Source organism: Sphingomonas sp. SKA58 (assembly GCF_000153545.1).
Classification (GTDB): Bacteria; Pseudomonadota; Alphaproteobacteria; order Sphingomonadales; family Sphingomonadaceae; genus Sphingobium; species Sphingobium soli.
In genome coordinates, this window is sequence record NZ_CH959306.1 from 506,785 (window position 1) to 522,310 (window position 15,526).

Here is a 15,526-nt window from a genome sequence, read left to right on the forward strand (position 1 = left end):
GGAGGGGAGTAGAGGGGAAACCCATGACCAAGCATTTTCTCAATCTCTCCGACGCAGGCGGTGATGCGATCGCCGCGATGATTGCCGACGCCATCGACCGGAAGGCCGCGCGGGCGGGCAAGCCCAAGGGCGCGGCCGATGCCGACGCGCCGCTCGCCGGCCATACGCTGGCGATGATCTTTGAAAAGAACAGCACCCGCACCCGCGTCAGCTTCGACATGGCGATCCGCCAATTGGGCGGCACCTCACTGATCCTGGATGGCGCGACCAGCCAGCTGGGCCGCGGCGAAAGCATTGCGGATACAGCCCGCGTGCTGTCCCGCATGGTCGACGCCATCATGATCCGCACCGACGATCATGCCAAGGTCGAGGAAATGGCGCATTATGCGACGGTCCCGGTCATCAACGGCCTCACCGACCTGTCGCACCCCTGCCAGATTGTCGCGGACCTGCTGACCGTGGTGGAACATGGCCTGGCGCTTCCCGGCAGCCAATGGGCGTGGCTGGGCGATGGCAACAATGTGCTGCATTCCATTGTCGAGGCGGCCGGGCTGCTGAAATTCGATGTGCGCATGGGGATTCCCCATGGCTATGACCCCGATCCCGGCTTTGCCGAAGCGGCGCGCGCGGCGGGATCGGCCATCATGCTGACGCGGGACGCGGCCGAGGCCGTGGCCGGCGCGGACATCATCGTCACCGATACCTGGATTTCCATGGGTCAGGCGCATGCCGACGAAAAGCTGGCGGCGATGATGCCATTTCAGGTCACACCCGACCTGATGCGCCAGGCCAAGCCCGATGCGAAATTCCTCCACTGCCTGCCTGCCCACCGTGGCGAGGAAGTGGTGGAGGCGGTGATCGACGGGCCGCAATCACTGATCTGGGACGAGGCGGAAAACCGCATTCATGGCCAGAAATCGGTGCTGCTCTGGGCGCTGGGTCGGCTTGGTTGAGATTTCGGGCAGGCTTCCTATCTAGGCAACCTGCCGGCATCGCTGGATGCTGAAATCTTTGGCCGGCGTATCTCCGCCGGCTGCCGGAGTATCATGTTGACGCCTGCCGCCACCCTCGACCAAGCCGTTGGATTCACCATCACGCAGCGCCATGCGCGCGGCCGTCTGGTGCGCCTGGGTCCCGTGCTGGACGCGGTGCTCGCCGCCCATGCCTACCCGCCCGCGATCGAGCGCACGCTAGCCTCCGCGCTTGTGCTGGCCGCCTTGCTCGGCAGCACGCTCAAGGAGGAAGGGGGCCAGCTGACGCTCCAGGCGCAGACCGACAATGGGGTCATCAGCCTGCTGGTGGCCGATTACAAGGATGGCGACCTGCGCGGTTATGCCAAGTTCGATTCGGAACGGCTGGCCGAACTGGGGCCGGACCCGTCGCTGTTCGGACTGTTTGGCAAGGGTTTCCTTGCCATCACTTTCGACCTTGCAGAAACCGGCGAGCGCTATCAGGGCATCGTGCCGCTGGAGGGCGAATCGCTGGCCGATGCGGCGGAGCATTATTTCTTCCAGTCCGAACAGATACCCAGCCTGATCCGCATCGCGACCCGCCATGATGCGGGTGAGGGCTGCGTTGCCGCCGGTCTGCTGCTCCAGCATCTGCCAGAGGGCGAGGTCGGGCGCGAAAGGCTGCATGTGCGCCATGATCATCCCGAATGGGAGCATGTGCAGGTGCTGGCCGACACGCTGCGGCCCGACGAACTGACTGACCCGGCCTTACCGCTGACCGATATCCTGTGGCGCCTGTTCCATGAGGAAGAGGAAGTGCGCGTGAGCGAAGGCGCGCCGCTCGCCAAGGGGTGCCGGTGCGATCTGGCGCATATCCGCGACGTGATCGGCCGCTTCCCCGCCGACGAACGCGCGGAAATGGCGGGCGATGATGGTGTGATCGGCGTCGATTGCGCCTTTTGCTCGCGCATCTTCCCCCTGGCGCTCGACAGCTTCGACACGGATTCGCCGGCATCGGCCTCTGCCGCGAATTGAGGCCAGCCGTTCCGTTTGCGCTATGAAATTGCCGCAATTGTCCGGCAATGGTTCCGCATCATCTTTTTGCGACGAATGAAAAGGCGGATCGACCATGGCAGCAGCGCGCATATTGGGCGTCGCGATCGCGCTGATCGGCGCGGCAAGTGCGGCGCACGGCGTGGAGAAAAGCGGGCGGGACGCACCGTCGGCCCAGGCTTTGCGTGCGCTCGATACCGGACAGTGGGAAGTGCGCGAACGCGGCGAGGACGCCCATACGCGCCGCATCTGCGTCAGCGACCTGCGCCAATTGCTCCAGTTGCAGCATGGCCCGCGCCTCTGTCCGGCGTTCACGGTCGATGACGGCGCGAAGGCCGTATCGATCACCTATGATTGCGCTGCGGCGGGCAATGGCCGCACCGACCTGCGCGTCGAAACCGATCGCCTGGTGCAGATCCGATCGCAGGGGGTCGCCGATGGCGCGCCCTTTGCCTTCGACGCCGAAGCGCGTCGTCTCGGCCCCTGCAAGCGTTGACCCGCGCATCGGCTCGGCAGGCGCGACCGCTTGCGCTGGTGCGTCGGGAGGCGTAGCGGGGCGCGATGGTTGCCAGACAAGAAAAATTTGCCGTCGTCCTGCTGTCGGGCGGTCTCGATTCGATGGTGGCGGGTGCGCTGGCGCGCGAGGCGGGTTATCGCCTCTTCGCGCTGTCGATCGACTATAACCAGCGCCATCGCGTCGAATTGCGCGCCGCCGCGCGCGTGGCGCAGGCGCTCAACGCGATCCGTCACATCGTCCTGCCGCTCGACCTCACCGCCTTTGGCGGATCGGCGCTGACGGCCGACATAGCCGTGCCCAAGAGTGGGGTGGGCAGCGACATCCCCGTCACCTATGTGCCAGCGCGCAACACGATCTTCCTGTCGCTGACACTGGGGCTGGCGGAGGTCGCGGGGGCGAGCGACATCTTCATCGGCGTCAATGCGCTCGATTACTCGGGCTATCCCGATTGCCGGCCCGAATTTATCGACGCTTTCCAGAAGATGGCGACGCTCGCCACCAAGGCGGGGGTGGAGGGGCATCCGATCCGCATCAACACCCCGCTGCAATATATGACCAAGGCGGACATCGCGCGCGAGGCCGATCGACTGGGCCTGGACGCCGGGATCAGCTGGTCCTGCTATGATCCCACGCCCGATGGCAAGCATTGCGGACTGTGCGACAGCTGCCGGTTGCGCTCCAAGGGCTATCAGGAAGCGGGCCTGCCCGATCCCACCATCTATGCCGTGCAGCCGCCCAAGGCCTAAACGATGAGCTATGCGGTCAAGGAGATGTTCCTGACGCTCCAGGGCGAAGGGGTGCAGGCGGGGCGGCGCGCGGTGTTCCTGCGCTTTGCCGGCTGCAATTTGTGGAGCGGTCGCGAACAGGATCGCGCCAGCGCCGTCTGCCGCTTTTGCGATACGGACTTCGTCGGCACCGATGGCCTTGGCGGCGGCAAGTTCGCCGATGCCGAGGCTCTGGCCGACGCCGCGCTTGGCCTCTGGGGGGAAGGGGCGGAAGGCCGCTATATCGTGCTGACCGGCGGGGAGCCGATGTTGCAGGTGGACGACGCCCTGGTCGATGCGCTGCATGATCGGGGCTTCACCATCGCGATCGAAAGCAACGGCACCTTGGCCGCCCATCCCGGCATCGACTGGATCTGCGTCAGTCCCAAAGCCGGCAGCGACGTGGTGCAGCGATCTGGGCATGAACTAAAGCTCGTCTGGCCGCAGCCGGGCGGTGGCCATAGCCTGGCGGACGTCGATGCGATGGCCCGATGGGCGTTCGCTCATCATCTGATCCAGCCCCTCGACGACGCCCACGCCCCCGACAACGCCCGCGCCGCCATCGCCCTGGTCATGGATCGTCCGCAATGGCGACTGACCGTGCAGGCGCATAAATATCTGGGGCTGCGATAGGATGCGGGGCCGGCAGTGTGGGCCACGCCCACCCGTCATCACTGCGTTGGCAGGGCTCCATTTTTCAGCGTTGCGCCTTGCGTGAGATCGGGAGAGGGGTTCCGCAGTGGCCAGCGGCCGCCCTTCGTGTGGCGGGAATGGCGGGGTTGGGGGTAGGGGACAGGCAGCTTTTGTCTTGAACTAGATCGAATCTACCCTACAAACATCGGCATTCAATCATCGATGGCGAAATGAAAAAGACAATCCTCGCGCTTGTCAGCGTATATACTGTCCTAGTAGGTTTTGGCCTATGGAAGTCATTGACCGCAACAAGTTATTACGGATCGGCATTTCTATTTAGTTTTACCTTCCCGTTTGATGTTGTTAATGAATACGCTCTAAAAATATTCTTTTCGCAGAGCTATTTTGATATGTTTTTAGGGCGCGTTCATCGGCCTTATTTGGCGGCGCGTGCGGCCTTAGCAATTTTCGATTTTTATTTTATCGCGTATGCGGTTTTTATATTTCTGCGATTGAAACGCCAGAAGCGCGATAACAACGTCTAAAACCGGGAACCCATGACGCTTGGTTCACCGACCGAAAATGGTCGAAATACGACCTTGTCCCGCACGCTATCCTGTTTCGTTCTGGCGACCATCGGACACGTCGTCATGCGGGACTAGATCCGGCATCCCGCTCTCTTGAACGGAAGAAGCCGGACCCCGGCTCAAGGCCGGGGTGACGATGACAAGACGTGGCCCGAATTTCCAGCAAGCCGCTCGCCAGCCTTACGGCTTCATCCCGACCTTCTCATTATAGGCCTGATGGCAGACCGGCTCCAGCACACCCTTTTTCCAGCATTTGGGGTCGAAAGAGGGCAGGGCCACGGCATAATCGTCGCCGGGCATGCCATAATATTGTTCGCCCGCCTGGATGAGCGATTTCTTGATCGAGGCGAGGCCCGTGCGTGCCACGTCGGCGAGCGTGCCGCGATCGGCGAAGATCGCCTGGCGGCCGACGACGCCGGCTTCCTGGCAAAAGCCCTTTTGCGCCTGCACCGTCGAATAGCCCGAATAGATGCGGGTATTATACATGTCAGCCGCCGACTGGCCGGCGCGGCCCTTGCCGGCGGTGCGCTGGAAATAGGCGAGCAGCGTCGCCTGCGCCGCGTCCAGTTCCGCGTCATGATGGGCGATCATGGCGTTGTAATTATCGACCGTCAGCAGCGTGGGTTCGAACTGGCATTGCAGCGCCGCGACGTTGAGCGCGGCGCGCAGGTTCCACGCCAGCCCGGCCTTGATCTCGTCGGCCGTGGCGCCCGGCAAGCCAAGCGCGATGGCGGCATTGCTGTCGGTGAAGGCCGGCGCGCTCATGTCGGGCGGCGACCAGTAGAATTGGGCGGCGGCCGGCTGTGCCGCCAGCGGCATCAGGGCGATCGACAGGCTGCACAGGCTGGTGCGCAGGGCGGAACGGAAGCTCATCGTCTTGTCTCTCCAGAAGGATGCGGCACGGCGCATCCTGAAACTCATAACCATTCGCGCATATAGCCCGGATCAGCGGCTGAATTACTGATCCGCGACCACTTCGGCATCTTCAGCAGGCGCGGAGGCCGGCGTGTCGCTCGCGGAAGCGCTCTGATTGGCACCGCCATCATTGCCGGGGGCAGCGATGGCTGTGCCTTCGCTCTGCACGCCGTCCAGATCGGTCATCGCGTCTGTCGCGGTGCCGTCCACCACTTCCATGTCCTTCATCTGCACATTGCTGCCGCCCTTGTCGCCGCCGCCGCAGGCGGTCAGCGACAACAGAGCGGCGGTGCAGACGATCCATGCATTCACGCGCATCCGGGTCTCCTTGAACATCGCGTCGATACCCGGCATCCCCCGCCGGTGAAAGCACAGGACCCTAGCGGGCGGCCTCGCATTGCTCAAGCCCTGAGCCGCAGCGCGACAAGCGGCTGAGAAAGGCCGGGAAATGGCTTTTGAGCGCACCATCGAGCGCAGCCATGGACGCGTTGCCACCCAGCGCGGCGATGCTGGTCACGGGATAATCGCTGATGCCGCAGGGCACGATGCCGGCAAAATGCGACAGATCAGGATCGACGTTGATGGAAAAGCCATGCAGCGTCACCCAGCGCCGGACCCGGATGCCGAGCGCGCCGATCTTTGCTTCCCGTCCGTCGCGGTCGTCGGTCCAGATGCCGATGCGGCCCTCCGCCCGCCGCGCCGCAATGCCAAGCTCGCCGAGCGTCGCGATCATCCAGCCTTCGAGATGATGGACGAAATTGCGCACATCCTTGCCTCGCGCGCTCAGGTCGATGTTGAGATAACCGATCCGCTGCCCCGGTCCATGATAGGTGTAGCGCCCGCCGCGCCCGGCATCGTGCACGGGAAAGCGCGGGTCGATCAGTTCGGCCGGGTCGGCGCTGGTTCCGGCCGTATAGAGCGGCGGATGCTCCAGCAGCCAGACCCGCTCGCCCGCATCCCCGGCATGGATCGCGGCAGCGCGCGCCTCCATATCGGCCAGCGCCTCTGAATAATCGACCGGCGCTGCATCGACGCGCCATTCGATGTGGTCGGGAAAGGGGAGGGAGTGATCCATGGCGTTTCCTTGACTTGGGCCGGGCGAGCGATCAAGTCTCCCACCCGCATTTCCCCCTTTTGAGGCAGGCAGATTAGATATGGCGACTATCTCCATCGGCAAGGCGTGGGAGGAAGCCGTCGCCTTCATCCGCCGCGAAGCGACATTGTTGTTTCCCGTCGCCCTGCTGTTCGTGGCGCTGCCTGGCCTGATCGTTCAGGAAATGACGCCGCCGCAATTGCAGGCTTGGTTCGCCCAGCCCAATGCGGACGCCATTCCCGCCATGCCGCCCGGCTTTGCCCTGTCGATGCTGCTGGGCATCGTCATCATCTGGTTCGGATCGCTTGCCCTTTTCGCGCTGGCGCTTCGCCCCGGCATCAGCGTGGGCGAAGCGTTGAGGCTCAGCTTTTCGCGCCTGCCGGTGCTGCTGGGCACGGCGGTGCTGGTGGTCGTTGCCATTGTCGCTTTCATTGTCGTGATCGCGCTGGTCAGTGTGATTTTCGCCATGGCCTCGCAACAGGCGGCGCATGTGATGGGATTGTTGCTCGGGCTGGCGGCGGTGATCATCGTCTTCTTTGCCAGCATCCGGCTGGTGCTGCTCAATGCGGTCGTTATCGACACGCGCGGCGGCGTGGTCGAATCGCTGCGCCGCGCCTGGGCGCTGACGCGCGGCCATTTCTGGCGGCTCTTCGGCTTCCTGGTGATCGTGATGCTGCTCTCGACCCTGGTGGGGACGGCGGCGCAGGTGATCTTCGGCTTGCTTGGCAGCCTGCTGGCCGGGCCGGAGGGGGCGCGGCTGGCGGGCGGCATTGCTGCGGCGGCGGTGTCGGCCGTGGTGCAGGTCTATCTGCTAGTGATGCTGGCGCGCATCTATCGTCAGGCGTCGGCGGCCTGATCCAGCACCGGCACATGCGGGGCGGCGTCGCGTGGCAAAATGCCCGCCAGGCGCGGGTCGGCGAACGTCTCGATCTCGCGCGCGAAGGGGGTAAAGCCTGAGCGCATGTAGAAGCCTAGCGCTCCCGGACTGTCGAGCGTGCAGCTGTGGACCCAGAAACGTTCGACCCCCTTGCGCCAGGCGAGCGACGTCGCATGCGCCATCAGCCAGCGACCCAGTCCCTTGCCGGTCCGTTCGGGGACGAGACCAAGGAAGCTCAGCTCGCAATCGGGCATCAACCGGAAATCGAGTTCCAGCAGGCCGATCTCCGTCCCGCGCGGGTCCGTCACCGCATAAATCTCCACGGCGGGATCATGGATGATCGCCAGCAATTGCGCGTCCGCCATCACCAGCCGTGAAAACCACAGCCATGGCGTCCCGACGCGGCGAAACAGGGTGCGATAGGCCTGCGCATCCGGCGTCTTCCAGCGGACGAGCCGCAGCGGCGCGGGCGGGATCGGCGCTGGCCGGGGCCGCGCGCGCATCTCCATATGGGTGACGATCGTCGCTACCATGCCCGGTTCGACCCGCATCAGCGGCATGCCGTTCAGCTCCAACTTGCCATCGGCGGCAGGCTCATCAGGATCGCGTCGATATTGCCGCCGGTCTTGAGCCCGAACAAGGTTCCCCGGTCGTGGACCAGGTTAAATTCGGCATAGCGGCCGCGCCATTCCAGCATGGTTCGATAGTCCGCATCGCTCCATGGCTCTCCCATCCGCCGCCGCACGATCGGCGGGAAGGCGGCCAGGAAGGCGTCGCCGACCGCGCGGGTGAAGGCGAAATTCGCGTCGAACGCTGCGTCGTCAACGCATTCGAGATGATCGTAGAAAATACCGCCCACGCCGCGATGGACGCCCCGGTGGGGGATGAAGAAATAGTCGTCCGCCCATGCCTTGAACCGGGGATAATGATCAGGATCATGCGCGTCGCACGCGTCTTTCAGCACGGCGTGGAAATGGGCCGTATCCTCTTCACGCGGCAGCGGCGGGTTGAGGTCCGCGCCGCCGCCGAACCAGCTTTTCGTGGTGACAAGGTAGCGCGTGTTCATGTGCACGGCCGGGACATGCGGGTTGGCCATATGCGCCACCAGGCTGATGCCGGTGGCGAAAAAGGCGGGGTTTTCGTCCGCGCCATGGATGGTCTGGGCAAAGCCGGGGGCGAATTCACCGCCCACGGTGGACACGTTGACGCCCACCTTTTCGAATACCTTTCCCTTCATCACCCCGCGCACGCCGCCCCCGCCATCGCCCGCCGCCTGGCCTTCAGCCTCGCGGTCCCAAGGCATGAAGGCAAAGGCGGCGTCGCTGTCGGCTTCGCGCTCGATCGATTCAAATTCGGCGCAGATCCGGTCCCGCAGCGATTCGAACCAGCCGCGCGCCGCCTGCTGGCGATCGTCGAGCGCGAAGGGGACGATGGGCACGGGATTGGTCATGCGGGAAACCCTTCGGTCTGGCGTAATGCTTCGGCAACCGCGATGCCGGTCGATACGGCGATGTTCAAGGACCGGAAGCCCGGCGCCATGGGGATGCGCACGCGAATATCGGCCAGATCGCGCACATCGTCGGGGACGCCCGCGCTTTCCGATCCCATCAGCAGCACGTCATCGGATTTGAACCGCACGTCCGGCAAACGCTGTGAGGCATGGGCGCTCATCAGCAGCAGCCGTCGCCCCCCCGCGCGGCGAACGGCGTCGAACGTCTCGAAATTGGCGTGGCGCGTGACGTCAGCCGCCGCGCCATAGTCCATCGCGGCCCGTTTCAGGCGCGCGTCGGAAAAGGCGAATCCGGTCGGCATGATGATGTCCACAGGCACGGCGAGACAGGCGGCAAGGCGCAGGATCGCGCCGACATTGCCTGCAATCTCGGGTTGGTAAAGGGCGATACGCATGGCCAGCGGCATAGAGCAGCGCAAGCTTTTGTAACAGACTAAGTAAGATAGCGGTTGGCAAAGCGCGCGCTTCCCGGTTATCAGGCCCGCGAACCACACCGGGGGGAAGGTGGGGGCGGCCATGGCTGACAACCCAAATCCCTTGATAATCAGCGTCGGTAACGGCATGCGGTGTGACAGGGAAGTCTTGCAAGGGTAGAGGTGCATGGCGAGCGTTGATCATTCTGACGGACAAACTCTATCCGGTGGAGAAGAGGTGCGCCGCCGCGATTTCATCAATATCGCTGCGGTCAGCTTCGCAGGCATGGGCGCCGTGGCGGTGGTCGTGCCGCTCATCGACCAGATGAACCCCAGTGCCGACGTGCTGGCGCTTGCATCGACCGAGGTCGATCTGTCGGCGATCCAGCCGGGACAGGCGATCAAGACCACCTTCCGGTCGCAGCCGCTGTTCGTGCGGCATCTGACGCCCAAGGAAATTGCCGAAGCCGACAAGGTTGACGTCGCCACGCTGCGCGATCCGCAGACGCTGGAAGAACGCACCGTCGATGGCAAGAAGCAGTGGCTCATCACGATGGGCGTCTGCACCCATCTGGGCTGCGTGCCGCTGGGCGCGGGCGAGGGCGAGAATCGCGGCGAATATGGCGGCTATTTCTGCCCCTGCCACGGGTCATCCTACGACACCGCCGCCCGTATCCGTAAGGGGCCTGCCCCCAAGAATCTGGAAGTGCCTGAATTCAAGTTCACTTCCGACACTGCCATTCTTGTGGGTTGAGGGGGGACCGTCATGAGCTTTCCATGGGCTGAACATTATACTCCCAAGCATCCCGTGATGCAGTGGATGGACGAGAAACTGCCGCTGCCGCGGCTCGTCTACAATGCGGTGGGCGCTGGCTATCCGGTGCCGCGCAACCTCAACTATTTCTGGAATTTCGGCGTTCTGGCCGGCCTCGCGCTGATGATTCAGATCGTCACCGGCGTCATCATGGCGATGCATTATGGCGCCAACGACCTGGTCGCCTTCGCCACCGTCGAACAGACGATGCGCGACGTCAATTCGGGCTGGCTGATGCGCTACGCGCACGCCAACGGCGCCAGCTTCTTCTTCATCGTCGTCTATCTCCATATCTTCCGCGGCCTGTTCTACGGCTCCTACAAGGCGCCGCGCGAGATGGTGTGGCTGCTAGGCCTCGTCATCTTCCTCCTCATGATGGCGACCGCGTTCATGGGCTATGTGCTGCCTTGGGGGCAGATGAGCTATTGGGGGGCGAAGGTCATCACCGGCCTGTTCGGCGCGATCCCGGTCGTGGGCGAACCGATCCAGACCTGGCTGCTGGGCGGTTTCGCGCCGGGCAACGCGTCGCTCAACCGCTTCTTCTCGCTGCACTTCCTGCTGCCCTTCGTGATCGCAGGCGTCATCATCCTGCACATCTGGGCGCTGCATATTCCAGGATCGAGCAATCCGACCGGCGTCGAGGTGAAGGGGCCGCAGGATACCGTGCCCTTCCACCCCTATTATACGGCGAAGGATGGGTTCGGGGCCGGCGTGTTCCTGATCCTCTTTTCGATCATGCTGTTCTACGCGCCCAATTATCTGGGCCACCCGGACAATTATATCGAGGCTAACCCGCTTTCGACGCCCGCACATATCGTGCCCGAATGGTATTTCTGGCCCTTCTACGCGATCCTGCGCGCCTTCACCGTCGACTTCTTCTTCGTGCCTGCCAAGCTGCTGGGTGTGCTGGCGATGTTCGCATCGATCCTGCTGCTCTTCTTCCTGCCCTGGCTCGACAATTCGCCGGTGCGCTCGGGCAATTACCGCCCGACGTTCAAGAAGTTCTTCTGGATCCTGGTGGCCGACGTGCTGATCCTGGGCTATTGCGGCGGTGCGCCGGCGGAAGAGCCCTATGTGATGATCAGCCAGGTCGCGGCGGCCTATTATTTCGCCCACTTCCTGATCGTGCTGCCGCTGATTGCGCGCTTCGAAAAGCCGCTGCCGCTGCCCGGCTCGATCACCGAATCGGTGCTTAATCGCCACACTATAAAAGGCGAAGAGGACGCGCTGCCCGGCATGGGCGCCGATCCGCAGCCTTCGACCGCCGGTTAAGGGGAGACGATATCATGGTTCGCATCGGCGCATTTTTCGTCGGCCTCTTCTTCGCGGGTTGGCTGCTGATCTCCTTCCTTTTCGGCGCGGCCGCCTATGTGTCGGACCCGCCGCAGCCGACCGTGGAGCATGAATTCCACAAGGCGCCCAAGCATGTTTCCTTCTCGTTCGATGGCCCCTTCGGCCGTTATGATCGCCAGCAGCTGCAACGCGGCTTTCAGGTGTTCAAAGAAGTCTGCTCGGCCTGCCACAGCCTCAAGTTCGTGGCCTTCCGCGATCTGGAAGCGCTGGGCTATAATGAGGCGGAAGTGAAGGCGATCGCCAAGCAGTGGGCGATCAAGACGCCCGACGTCGATCCCAAGACGGGCGAAATGACGGGTCGCGATCCGGTTCCTGCCGATCACTTCCCCAAGCCCTTCGCCAACAATGTCGCGGCGGCGGCGGCGAACAACAATGCGATCCCGCCGGATTTGTCGCTGATGACCAAGGCCCGCCATCATGGCAGCGCCTATGTCTATTCGCTGATCACCGGCTATCAGCCGCAACCGGCCGAGTTGCTTAGGGAATTCCCTGACGCCAAGACGCCGGAGGGGCTGCACTACAACCCTTATTTCGCCAATCTCAATCTGGCGATGGCGCCGCCTCTGACAGCCGACGGCCAGGTCACTTATGGGGACGGCACCAAGCCGACGGTCGACCAGATGGCCAAGGACGTTGCGGCGTTCCTGACCTGGACCGCGGAACCCAAGCTGGAAAATCGCCGTCGCGCCGGGCTTGCGACGATCGTCTTCCTGCTGATCGCCACCGGCCTTGCCTATATGGCCTACCAGAATATCTGGGCGGACAAGAAAAAGGCGGCCTGACTTCTGTTGTCAGTGCGCCAACAAAAGCAGGGCGCGGTTCCTTGAGGGAGCCGCGCCCTTTGCCTATGGAGGCCCCATGAGCATCGACAGCCTGACCGCCCTCATTCGCACCATCCCGGACTTTCCCAAGCCGGGCATTCAGTTTCGCGATGTCACCACGTTGCTGGCGGACGGTCCGGGCTTTGGCGAACTGGTCCAGCGGCTGGTCGCAGTCACCCGGCCGCTGGACCCGGATCTGATCGTCGGGATCGAGGCTAGGGGTTTCATCCTGGGCGCGGCGCTCGCTGCTGCCTTGGGCAAGGGCTTCGTACCCGTGCGCAAGGCCGGTAAATTGCCCGGCAAGACGGTCGGCATCGACTATGTGCTGGAATATGGCACCGACCGGCTGGAACTGCATGAGGGGCAGGTGCCGGCGGGCGCGCGGGTCGTGCTGGTCGATGACCTTATCGCCACCGGTGGCACCGCTCTCGCAGCGGCGCAACTGCTGCGCGAACAGGGGGCTGCCGTCCTCATGGCGCTATTCGCCGTCGATCTGCCCGATCTTGGCGGCAAGGCGCTGCTGGAGGATGACGGCGTTGCGACACAGGCCCTGATCGCTTTCGACGGCGACTAGCGCGCACGAAAGCCAGCGCCCCCCCAATCAGCCGTCCGTGCAGGCCAGCACCCCGGGCAGCAAATCCACCGCCTGTGCCAGCCGTTCGTCGATCAGGCCGAGCAATTCCATCCAGCTGTTGATGTGATTGAGGTCGCCTGGCCCATCCGACACGCCGCGCAGTCCCATCAGCGGAACGTCATAGCGCGCGCAGGCCCGGGCGATGGCGAAGCTTTCCATGTCCACCATGTCGGCGTCGATGCCGGCATAATCCTCGCCTCCCACGACATTGGCCCCGGTGGACAGGCGCGCCAGCGGCAACGGCAATGGCGTCACGAGCGGAATATCCACCGGATGATCGACCATCGGCGTCACGCCCTTGGGAAAGCCAAGGCGGGTGGCATCCATGTCGCGCCAGGAGACGCTGGTGATCTGGAAAATCTCTCCCAGTGGGCAGCGGCGCGATCCCGCTGACCCGAGCGATACGACAAGGTCGGGCAGAGACTCCCGCGCCTCCAGAGAATGAAGCGTCGCCCCCATTGCAATCCCCGCCTCGATCGGGCCGACGCCGGTCAGCAGCGGCGTGAAACGCGCTTTGAGATGGGGGCCATATTCAGCGTCCACCGCCATGACGAACAGGACGCGCCTGCCCGCGATCATCTCGCATTCCACCATGCTCGTCCTCTTCGTCTATCAGGCTTGCTCTTAAGCGAGGCGGATGACCAAGCGAAACGCCAATGCACGGCTTTTCGCTTGCCTTCCCCATGTCCGCCGCGTCAGATGCGAAAGAACCTCAGTGCCAGCAGGAGCCAGACATGACGCCGATCGAACGCGCTGCCCGCGCTTTGTGCCAGATGCAGGGTCAAACACAGGATGACGCGGATTGGCAGGCTTGCCTGCCGCAGGTTCGCGCGGTGCTCGACGCCATCCATGAACCTAGCGACTATATGAAGGAAGCAGGGGCGGGCGTCACCCGCTATATCAGTCCGGACAGCGATGAACGCGCCTATGCGCAGGATGCCGCCAATGTCTGGCGCTTCATGCTCGACGCGATGAAGAAGCAGGTGCCCTGAATACGGCTTCAGTCGCGACTGAATAAAAAAAGCCTCGCGACCGATGGCCGCGAGGCTTTTCATGGTGGGCGTGGCAAGGATTGAACTTGCGACCCCTGCGATGTCAACACAGTGCTCTACCACTGAGCTACACGCCCGCCGTGGAGGGGGCCAATAGCCGGGGGCGTCGGGCCGCGCAAGCGGTTATTTAGGCAAGGCGCACATTCTTCTGGACAGCGAAGGGGGGTCCCATATGCTGCAACGCAAACAGGGGGACGCCACTTCATCATGATGCCATCGCCATCCTCGCCCATTCAGACGGCGCCGCGTCTGCCATTCTACCGTCAGCTCTATGTCCAGGTTTTGGTCGCCATCGCGCTCGGCGTGGCAATCGGCCATTTCTTTCCCGACGCCGGCGTCCAACTCAAGCCGCTGGGAGAAGCCTTCATCAAGCTGGTGAAAATGATCATCGCGCCGGTGATTTTCCTCACGATCGTGACCGGCATTGCCGGCATGAAGGAACTGGGTGCCATTGGGCGTGTGGCGGCCAAGGCATTTGGCTATTTCCTGACCTTTTCGACGCTGGCGCTGATCGTCGGGCTGATCGTCGCCAATGTCGTGCAGCCGGGCGCCGGGCTCAACATCGACCCCGCGACGCTCGATGCCGGAAAAGTCGCCGATTACGCGCATCAGGCGCACGAGCGCACGCTGACCGGTTTCCTGATGAGCATCATCCCGGCGACCATGGTGTCGGCGGTCGCCGACGGCAACATATTGCAAGTGCTGTTCGTCGCGATCCTGTTCGGCATTGCGCTGACCATGATCGGCGACAAGGCCGCGCCGCTGATGACGGTGCTGGAATCGGCGAGCCACGCGGTCTTCAAGCTGGTCGGCTTCCTGATGAAGGCCGCGCCGATCGGCGCGTTCGGGGCGATGGCTTTCACCATCGGCGAATATGGCGTGGGCACGCTTGCCAACCTCGCGGGGCTGGTCGCGACATTCTATCTGACGTCCCTGCTGTTCGTGCTGGTGGTGCTGGGTGCGGTCTGCTGGGCGGTGGGGTTCAATATCCTGCACCTGATCCGCTATCTGAAGGCGGAACTGCTGCTGGTGCTCGGCACATCCTCGTCCGAAGCGGCACTGCCCAGCCTGATCGAGAAGATGGAGCGGGCGGGATGCCGCAAGTCGGTCGTCGGACTGGTAGTGCCGACCGGCTACAGCTTCAATCTGGATGGCACCAATATCTACATGACGCTGGCCGCCCTGTTCATCGCCCAGGCCTGCAATGTGCATATCAGTCTGGAAGAGCAGATCCTGCTGCTGCTGGTCGCGATGATTTCGTCCAAGGGGGCGGCCGGGGTGACGGGCGCGGGGTTCATCACGCTGGCGGCAACGCTGTCGATCGTGCCGTCGGTGCCGGTCGCGGGCATGACGCTGATCCTGGGCGTCGATCGCTTCATGAGCGAATGCCGCAGCCTTACCAACTTCGTCGGCAATGCGGTGGCGACGGTGGTGGTGTCGGTGTGGGAAAAGGGGCTGGATCGCGAGCGCTTCACCGCGGCTATGGCCGGCATCCCGCTCGACCCAACGCCCGACATGCAGGAAGTCGTGCCCGATTGAT

The 15,526-nt window shown here is 63.5% G+C and carries 20 protein-coding genes and 1 tRNA gene; 13 read left to right on the forward strand and 8 right to left on the reverse strand.

From position 1 onward, the window contains the following. Positions 1-23: 23 nt before the first annotated feature. The 6 genes from argF to SKA58_RS19770 all read left to right on the forward strand — a co-directional run bounded on the left by argF (position 24) and on the right by SKA58_RS19770 (position 4,462). Positions 24-953 (forward strand): ornithine carbamoyltransferase, encoded by a 930-nt coding sequence (gene argF, locus SKA58_RS02890; protein WP_009820845.1) that lies wholly within the window; start codon positions 24-26, stop codon positions 951-953. Between the two features lie 93 nt (positions 954-1,046). Continuing rightward, entirely contained in the window at positions 1,047-1,985 is a 939-nt protein-coding gene (gene hslO / locus SKA58_RS02895; RefSeq protein ID WP_009820846.1) for an Hsp33 family molecular chaperone HslO, read from the forward strand. A gap of 94 nt (positions 1,986-2,079) precedes the next feature. Beyond that, on the forward strand, positions 2,080-2,499 hold the full coding sequence (locus SKA58_RS02900; RefSeq protein WP_009820847.1) for a DUF3617 domain-containing protein: 420 nt from the start codon (positions 2,080-2,082) through the stop codon (positions 2,497-2,499). A gap of 65 nt (positions 2,500-2,564) precedes the next feature. After that, positions 2,565-3,266 (forward strand): 7-cyano-7-deazaguanine synthase QueC, encoded by a 702-nt coding sequence (gene queC / locus SKA58_RS02905; RefSeq protein WP_009820849.1) that lies wholly within the window; start codon positions 2,565-2,567, stop codon positions 3,264-3,266. Between the two features lie 3 nt (positions 3,267-3,269). Next, entirely contained in the window at positions 3,270-3,917 is a 648-nt protein-coding gene (queE, locus tag SKA58_RS02910; protein ID WP_009820850.1) for a 7-carboxy-7-deazaguanine synthase, read from the forward strand. Positions 3,918-4,147: 230 nt separating this feature from the next. Next, a complete protein-coding gene (locus SKA58_RS19770) occupies positions 4,148-4,462 on the forward strand; it encodes a hypothetical protein (RefSeq protein ID WP_156784129.1) in 315 nt (104 codons plus the stop codon). A 222-nt stretch (positions 4,463-4,684) separates the two neighbouring features. Here the strand turns inward: SKA58_RS19770 and SKA58_RS02915 are convergent, their stop codons facing one another. The 3 genes from SKA58_RS02915 to lipB all read right to left on the reverse strand — a co-directional run bounded on the left by SKA58_RS02915 (position 4,685) and on the right by lipB (position 6,494). Beyond that, complete coding sequence (locus SKA58_RS02915; RefSeq protein WP_009820852.1) at positions 4,685-5,377, reverse strand: hypothetical protein; 693 nt, start codon at positions 5,375-5,377, stop codon at positions 4,685-4,687. Between the two features lie 84 nt (positions 5,378-5,461). Next, entirely contained in the window at positions 5,462-5,737 is a 276-nt protein-coding gene (locus SKA58_RS02920) for a hypothetical protein (RefSeq protein ID WP_037542486.1), read from the reverse strand. Positions 5,738-5,798: 61 nt separating this feature from the next. Then, on the reverse strand, positions 5,799-6,494 hold the full coding sequence (gene lipB, locus SKA58_RS02925; RefSeq protein ID WP_009820854.1) for a lipoyl(octanoyl) transferase LipB: 696 nt from the start codon (positions 6,492-6,494) through the stop codon (positions 5,799-5,801). A gap of 79 nt (positions 6,495-6,573) precedes the next feature. Between lipB and SKA58_RS02930 the strand changes: the two genes are divergently transcribed. Continuing rightward, positions 6,574-7,368, forward strand: a complete 795-nt coding sequence (locus tag SKA58_RS02930; protein ID WP_009820855.1) for a glycerophosphoryl diester phosphodiesterase membrane domain-containing protein — start codon at positions 6,574-6,576, stop codon at positions 7,366-7,368. Here the strand turns inward: SKA58_RS02930 and SKA58_RS02935 are convergent. Genes SKA58_RS02935 through SKA58_RS02945 form a run of 3 tightly spaced genes read right to left on the reverse strand, consistent with a single transcriptional unit; the run spans position 7,350 to position 9,306 of the window. Further along, positions 7,350-7,949, reverse strand: a complete 600-nt coding sequence (locus SKA58_RS02935) for a GNAT family N-acetyltransferase (protein ID WP_037542488.1) — start codon at positions 7,947-7,949, stop codon at positions 7,350-7,352. The two genes, SKA58_RS02930 and SKA58_RS02935, sit on opposite strands and share 19 nt — an antisense overlap. Before the next feature lie 5 nt (positions 7,950-7,954). After that, positions 7,955-8,839, reverse strand: coding sequence for an oxygen-dependent coproporphyrinogen oxidase (hemF, locus tag SKA58_RS02940; RefSeq protein ID WP_009820857.1), 885 nt, complete (start codon positions 8,837-8,839; stop codon positions 7,955-7,957). Next, a complete protein-coding gene (locus tag SKA58_RS02945) occupies positions 8,836-9,306 on the reverse strand; it encodes a tRNA (cytidine(34)-2'-O)-methyltransferase (RefSeq protein WP_009820858.1) in 471 nt (156 codons plus the stop codon). The genes hemF and SKA58_RS02945 overlap by 4 nt, the downstream gene beginning before the upstream one ends. Positions 9,307-9,499: 193 nt before the next feature. On the opposite strand from SKA58_RS02945, the gene petA reads away from it, so the two are divergent. The 4 genes from petA (at position 9,500) to SKA58_RS02965 (ending at position 12,874) form a co-directional block, all read left to right on the forward strand. Further along, the gene (gene petA / locus SKA58_RS02950) at positions 9,500-10,066 is read left to right on the forward strand and encodes a ubiquinol-cytochrome c reductase iron-sulfur subunit (protein ID WP_021228750.1); all 567 of its coding nucleotides are present in this window, start codon (positions 9,500-9,502) and stop codon (positions 10,064-10,066) included. Between the two features lie 12 nt (positions 10,067-10,078). Then, the gene (locus SKA58_RS02955; RefSeq protein WP_037542058.1) at positions 10,079-11,398 is read left to right on the forward strand and encodes a cytochrome b; all 1,320 of its coding nucleotides are present in this window, start codon (positions 10,079-10,081) and stop codon (positions 11,396-11,398) included. Between the two features lie 14 nt (positions 11,399-11,412). Then, positions 11,413-12,261, forward strand: a complete 849-nt coding sequence (locus tag SKA58_RS02960) for a cytochrome c1 (RefSeq protein ID WP_009820861.1) — start codon at positions 11,413-11,415, stop codon at positions 12,259-12,261. A gap of 76 nt (positions 12,262-12,337) precedes the next feature. Then, positions 12,338-12,874: an adenine phosphoribosyltransferase gene (locus SKA58_RS02965; protein ID WP_009820862.1), complete on the forward strand. Its 537-nt coding sequence runs from the start codon at positions 12,338-12,340 to the stop codon at positions 12,872-12,874. A gap of 27 nt (positions 12,875-12,901) precedes the next feature. Here the strand turns inward: SKA58_RS02965 and SKA58_RS02970 are convergent, their stop codons facing one another. Then, entirely contained in the window at positions 12,902-13,528 is a 627-nt protein-coding gene (locus SKA58_RS02970) for a 5'-methylthioadenosine/S-adenosylhomocysteine nucleosidase (RefSeq protein WP_009820863.1), read from the reverse strand. A 140-nt stretch (positions 13,529-13,668) separates the two neighbouring features. On the opposite strand from SKA58_RS02970, the gene SKA58_RS02975 reads away from it, so the two are divergent. Beyond that, a complete protein-coding gene (locus tag SKA58_RS02975; RefSeq protein ID WP_037542493.1) occupies positions 13,669-13,926 on the forward strand; it encodes a hypothetical protein in 258 nt (85 codons plus the stop codon). A 62-nt stretch (positions 13,927-13,988) separates the two neighbouring features. Here SKA58_RS02975 and SKA58_RS02980 read toward each other — a convergent pair. Further along, positions 13,989-14,063, reverse strand: a tRNA-Val gene (locus tag SKA58_RS02980). Positions 14,064-14,193: 130 nt separating this feature from the next. Between SKA58_RS02980 and SKA58_RS02985 the strand changes: the two genes are divergently transcribed. Then, entirely contained in the window at positions 14,194-15,525 is a 1,332-nt protein-coding gene (locus SKA58_RS02985; protein ID WP_009820865.1) for a dicarboxylate/amino acid:cation symporter, read from the forward strand. Position 15,526: the final 1 nt, after the last annotated feature.

Coding starts and splice junctions, on each gene's coding strand:
- queC (WP_009820849.1), top strand. CDS start 2,565: ATGGTTGCCAGACAAGAAAAATTTGCCGTCGTCCTGCTGTCGGGCGGT.
- SKA58_RS02920 (WP_037542486.1), bottom strand. CDS start 5,737: ATGCGCGTGAATGCATGGATCGTCTGCACCGCCGCTCTGTTGTCGCTG.
- SKA58_RS19770 (WP_156784129.1), top strand. CDS start 4,148: ATGAAAAAGACAATCCTCGCGCTTGTCAGCGTATATACTGTCCTAGTA.
- SKA58_RS02945 (WP_009820858.1), bottom strand. CDS start 9,306: ATGCCGCTGGCCATGCGTATCGCCCTTTACCAACCCGAGATTGCAGGC.
- SKA58_RS02935 (WP_037542488.1), bottom strand. CDS start 7,949: ATGCCGCTGATGCGGGTCGAACCGGGCATGGTAGCGACGATCGTCACC.
- argF (WP_009820845.1), top strand. CDS start 24: ATGACCAAGCATTTTCTCAATCTCTCCGACGCAGGCGGTGATGCGATC.
- queE (WP_009820850.1), top strand. CDS start 3,270: ATGAGCTATGCGGTCAAGGAGATGTTCCTGACGCTCCAGGGCGAAGGG.
- SKA58_RS02930 (WP_009820855.1), top strand. CDS start 6,574: ATGGCGACTATCTCCATCGGCAAGGCGTGGGAGGAAGCCGTCGCCTTC.
- SKA58_RS02955 (WP_037542058.1), top strand. CDS start 10,079: ATGAGCTTTCCATGGGCTGAACATTATACTCCCAAGCATCCCGTGATG.
- SKA58_RS02985 (WP_009820865.1), top strand. CDS start 14,194: ATGATGCCATCGCCATCCTCGCCCATTCAGACGGCGCCGCGTCTGCCA.
- SKA58_RS02915 (WP_009820852.1), bottom strand. CDS start 5,377: ATGAGCTTCCGTTCCGCCCTGCGCACCAGCCTGTGCAGCCTGTCGATC.
- lipB (WP_009820854.1), bottom strand. CDS start 6,494: ATGGATCACTCCCTCCCCTTTCCCGACCACATCGAATGGCGCGTCGAT.
- petA (WP_021228750.1), top strand. CDS start 9,500: ATGGCGAGCGTTGATCATTCTGACGGACAAACTCTATCCGGTGGAGAA.
- SKA58_RS02965 (WP_009820862.1), top strand. CDS start 12,338: ATGAGCATCGACAGCCTGACCGCCCTCATTCGCACCATCCCGGACTTT.
- hemF (WP_009820857.1), bottom strand. CDS start 8,839: ATGACCAATCCCGTGCCCATCGTCCCCTTCGCGCTCGACGATCGCCAG.
- SKA58_RS02970 (WP_009820863.1), bottom strand. CDS start 13,528: ATGGTGGAATGCGAGATGATCGCGGGCAGGCGCGTCCTGTTCGTCATG.
- SKA58_RS02960 (WP_009820861.1), top strand. CDS start 11,413: ATGGTTCGCATCGGCGCATTTTTCGTCGGCCTCTTCTTCGCGGGTTGG.
- hslO (WP_009820846.1), top strand. CDS start 1,047: ATGTTGACGCCTGCCGCCACCCTCGACCAAGCCGTTGGATTCACCATC.
- SKA58_RS02975 (WP_037542493.1), top strand. CDS start 13,669: ATGACGCCGATCGAACGCGCTGCCCGCGCTTTGTGCCAGATGCAGGGT.
- SKA58_RS02900 (WP_009820847.1), top strand. CDS start 2,080: ATGGCAGCAGCGCGCATATTGGGCGTCGCGATCGCGCTGATCGGCGCG.